The organism is Selenomonas sp. (assembly GCF_052169755.1).
Taxonomy (GTDB): Bacteria; Bacillota; Negativicutes; order Selenomonadales; family Selenomonadaceae; genus Selenomonas.
On the sequence record NZ_JBQNBV010000182.1, the window covers coordinates 1 to 3,321 of the forward strand.

A 3,321-nucleotide genomic window follows, 5' to 3' on the forward strand; every position below is an offset into this window, starting at 1 on the left:
CGCACCTGTGTCCTCATGCCCGTCCATACGGCGCGGCCGCCGTCGTACTCCTTGCACAAGTAGTGGCAGACTACTCCTGCCGCGACAGAGAGAAGGAACGATAGAGGGATATTCTCCATATCACATGCACCTCCTTCCCGTGCCGGTATGGATGAGGCAACGAATAGAGTATAGCATACTTCGGCGCATCATGCCATCGACGACATGCTGCTCGCCAACCCTCGCGTCATAAAGCAAAGAGCGCCGCAGCTCTTTTCGCTGCGGCGCTCTTTGCGCTTTCTTTCATTTCTTTCGATTTCCTTCCCGAATGTCGTGACGCCATGCTTTCTGCCAGAAGAGACGGCGCAGCACGGCGGCTTCTGCCTGCGCTTCGAGATCTTGGCGCAGAATCTCCGCCGCGCGAAGATGTGCAGCGAGCGTTTCTCTGCCCCAGAGGGCGCGTATGCGCCTGCCGCACGAAAGTTCTACTTCCGCCGCTTCTTCGCTTCGCGTGAGACGTGCGTGCATGGCGTTCACAACGCCCATCGCGGCGTCGCCTTTAAGACGCGGACGGCGCACCCGAAACGGCACGAGCACCAGCTCCGCCGCAATCGCCAAGGGCGCTGTCTGCGAAATCGCCGTGCGCTCCTTCGCCCACGCACGCAAAAGAGGCAGCGCTTGACAATGCCGCCTTGCCAAGCACTCAAGCACCGTGCGCAGGCGCGCCCGCACAAGCTGCTCCGTGCCGTCCGCCAGAAGGAGCCGCACCGCGTCGCCCTCCCCATCGACATACTCCGGCAGCGCCGCCTCGATCTCCCAGTCGTCCGGCAAGTCCCATTGCTTCATTCTGTTTTCCTCCCGTCTTGTCAAATATATGTTCGTAAAACAGTATACCATATCGAACATATATTTGACAAGGGTATCTCGACAGAAAGAAGCGCATCCGATCGATACAAGATTCAGCCGCTCTTTCACCGATCCTCTCATGCGGCATTCTGCCAAAAGCGCCGCGTGAGAACATCAACGATGGAAATATGCCCTTCGGGGAAGTAGGAGCCCGTATCGGCAAGAATGATGCACTTGTTGAGGAAGAGCGGCTTGCCTCTCCTGTCAAGGAACAAGGTCGGCGTATGCCCGGCGACGACGATGTCGTCGCCTGCGTAATGCGCATAGAACTCTTCGCGAATCCACAGGAGGTCATCCGCTCGCTGCTCTTCAAGGGCGACGCTCGGGCGCACGCCCGCATGTGCGAAGAAATAGCGCTCGCCTTCCTGCTCAACCGTATACGAAAGCGGCAGTTCCCGCAGGAAGGCGAGCACGCGCGCAATCGCGCCCGGCGCCTCCTTTTCCCACGCCAGAAGTTCCGCCATCGTCTCCCTGCCGCCGTTCCTCAGCCAACATTCTCCCGTCGCGCCGCCGAAGAAGTAGTCGAGCATCATCTGCTCATGGTTGCCGCGCAGAAGGACGACATTCTTTTTCTCGGCGATCTTCATGGCGAATTCCAGCGTCCGGCGCACCGAAGGGCCGCGGTCGATGTAGTCGCCGAGAAACACGAGGAGGTCCTCGGTCGGATCGAACTGAACTTTTTCATAAGCGGAGCGAAACTTCTCAAAATGACCGTGAATGTCCCCTACTGCCAAAATTCTGCGATACGTCATGGCTTCCCTCTCCTTTTACTGCCGCACTGTGATGAAAACATGCCCGCCTGTCATGTCGGCGATGCCATCGGTCTGTATCATCAGTGTAGCAGGGGAACGCCCCGTCGTGGTCGCCCGTCATGCGACAGTTGCCGCAGGGATTTGCAGGATGTCGCCGCGCAGAAAAAAAGACGGTGTATATGCCGAATGCGGCACATGCACCGTCTTGTGTTTTTCAGCCGTCTTATCGTCAGGCGAAGCGCTTCCTTGAGAAGAACGTCTCATCGTACAGAAGCCCTTCGAGCGTGTAGAAGCCAAGGCGCGTCAAAAGCTCCAAGACGTAGGGGTTGTCGAGCGGCGTGCGGTACGGCGAGCGCTTGCCGTACGCCTTGACGTGCTCTTTCGCTTCTTCCTGCGGGATGAGTTTCTTCGGGCCGCCGACGCAGCCGCCCGCGCAACCCATACCCTCGAAGAAGTTCGCCTTGACGTCGCCTTCCATGAGATCGTTGAGCATCTGCCTGCACTCGGCGACGCCGTTCGCGTGGCGCGAGCGAACCTTGATCGCACGCTCGGGATTCAGCCGGTCGAGCGTCATCTGCACCGCCTGCGACACGCCGCCCGCATAGGCGTAGATGCGCCCCGCCTCGGATGAGTAGACGCGCTTCTTGTCTGATTGATCCTGCGGCTGGATGCCGAGACGGTCGAAGATGTCCTTGCACTCCTGGAACGTCAGCACATGGTCGATCGCGCCGACGAGATCGGGATCCTTCGCTTCTGTTTTCTTCGCCATGCAAGGCCCTAAGAACACGGTCAAGGCGTCGGGATAGAGCTTCTTCACCGTGCGGCCTGCGGCGATCATCGGCGAGACGGACGGCGGCACATACGGCATGAGATGCCGGAAGCTCTTCTTGATCATCGCCACCCACATGGGACAGCAGCAGCTCGTAAGCATGTAGTCCGACTCCGACTGGATATTGCGGTCGAACTCCAACGCTTCCTTGAGCGTCAGGATGTCGGCAAAGAGCGCGACCTCGACAAGCCCATCGAAGCCCATCTTGCGAAAGGCGTTGCGGATCTGCCCCGTCTTGACGTCTTGATACTGCCCCATGAACGCCGGTGCGATGAGGATATACGCCTTGCGCCCCGCTTTCTTCCCCGCAAGCACGTCTTCCAAAACGGCGCGTGCATCTTTCGTGAGCGGCTTCTTCTCGCCCTCGTCCGACAGCTTCTCTTCGCCCCAGAGCGGCTCATGAACGCTCGGATGAAACAGGCACTTGAGCTGATCGGGATCGTACTCAAATTCTTCCCGCCCCGTTGCCTTCTTCAATGCCTCATGGTAAAAATTCTCGATCGTCTGCATGAAGAATCCCCTTTCGTCTTTCTATGCCATTCCCTCCAGTTATATTATAGCTTGTTTTTATACTTCTGTCAGCCAAAGAATTTAGGCAGCGCGGATATTTTTCTAAAAAGGGGATTGACAGCTCGCGCACTTTCCCCTATAATAAATCACGTTGACAACAACACTTGTCAATGGGGTATCGCCAAGTTGGTAAGGCACGGGATTCTGAATCCCGCATGCGTTGGTTCGAGTCCAGCTACCCCTGCCATTTGTAAATTCAGAGCCGCAGTGATCTGCGGCTTTTTTGTCTCTAATTTTCATATTGAAAATTATTCTTAATTTTGTTACTATAACAAGCAGATGAAT

3 protein-coding genes are annotated in these 3,321 nt (G+C 56.9%); all 3 read right to left on the reverse strand.

The features are described from left to right. Positions 1 to 282 precede the first annotated feature (282 nt). Positions 283 to 825 carry a hypothetical protein gene (locus tag ACTTKG_RS09965; RefSeq protein WP_442674046.1) on the reverse strand — a complete coding sequence of 181 codons (543 nt, stop codon included), beginning with the start codon at positions 823 to 825 and terminating at the stop codon, positions 283 to 285. A gap of 137 nt (positions 826 to 962) precedes the next feature. Continuing rightward, complete coding sequence (locus tag ACTTKG_RS09970) at positions 963 to 1,637, reverse strand: metallophosphoesterase family protein (protein WP_442674047.1); 675 nt, start codon at positions 1,635 to 1,637, stop codon at positions 963 to 965. A gap of 229 nt (positions 1,638 to 1,866) precedes the next feature. Next, positions 1,867 to 2,976, reverse strand: a complete 1,110-nt coding sequence (locus ACTTKG_RS09975) for a [Fe-Fe] hydrogenase large subunit C-terminal domain-containing protein (RefSeq protein WP_442674048.1) — start codon at positions 2,974 to 2,976, stop codon at positions 1,867 to 1,869. Positions 2,977 to 3,321: the final 345 nt, after the last annotated feature.

What these genes read in the sequence shown, in the direction of transcription:
- ACTTKG_RS09965 (WP_442674046.1), bottom strand. Translation starts at nt 825, where the DNA reads ATGAAGCAATGGGACTTGCCGGACGACTGGGAGATCGAGGCGGCGCTG.
- ACTTKG_RS09970 (WP_442674047.1), bottom strand. Translation starts at nt 1,637, where the DNA reads ATGACGTATCGCAGAATTTTGGCAGTAGGGGACATTCACGGTCATTTT.
- ACTTKG_RS09975 (WP_442674048.1), bottom strand. Translation starts at nt 2,976, where the DNA reads ATGCAGACGATCGAGAATTTTTACCATGAGGCATTGAAGAAGGCAACG.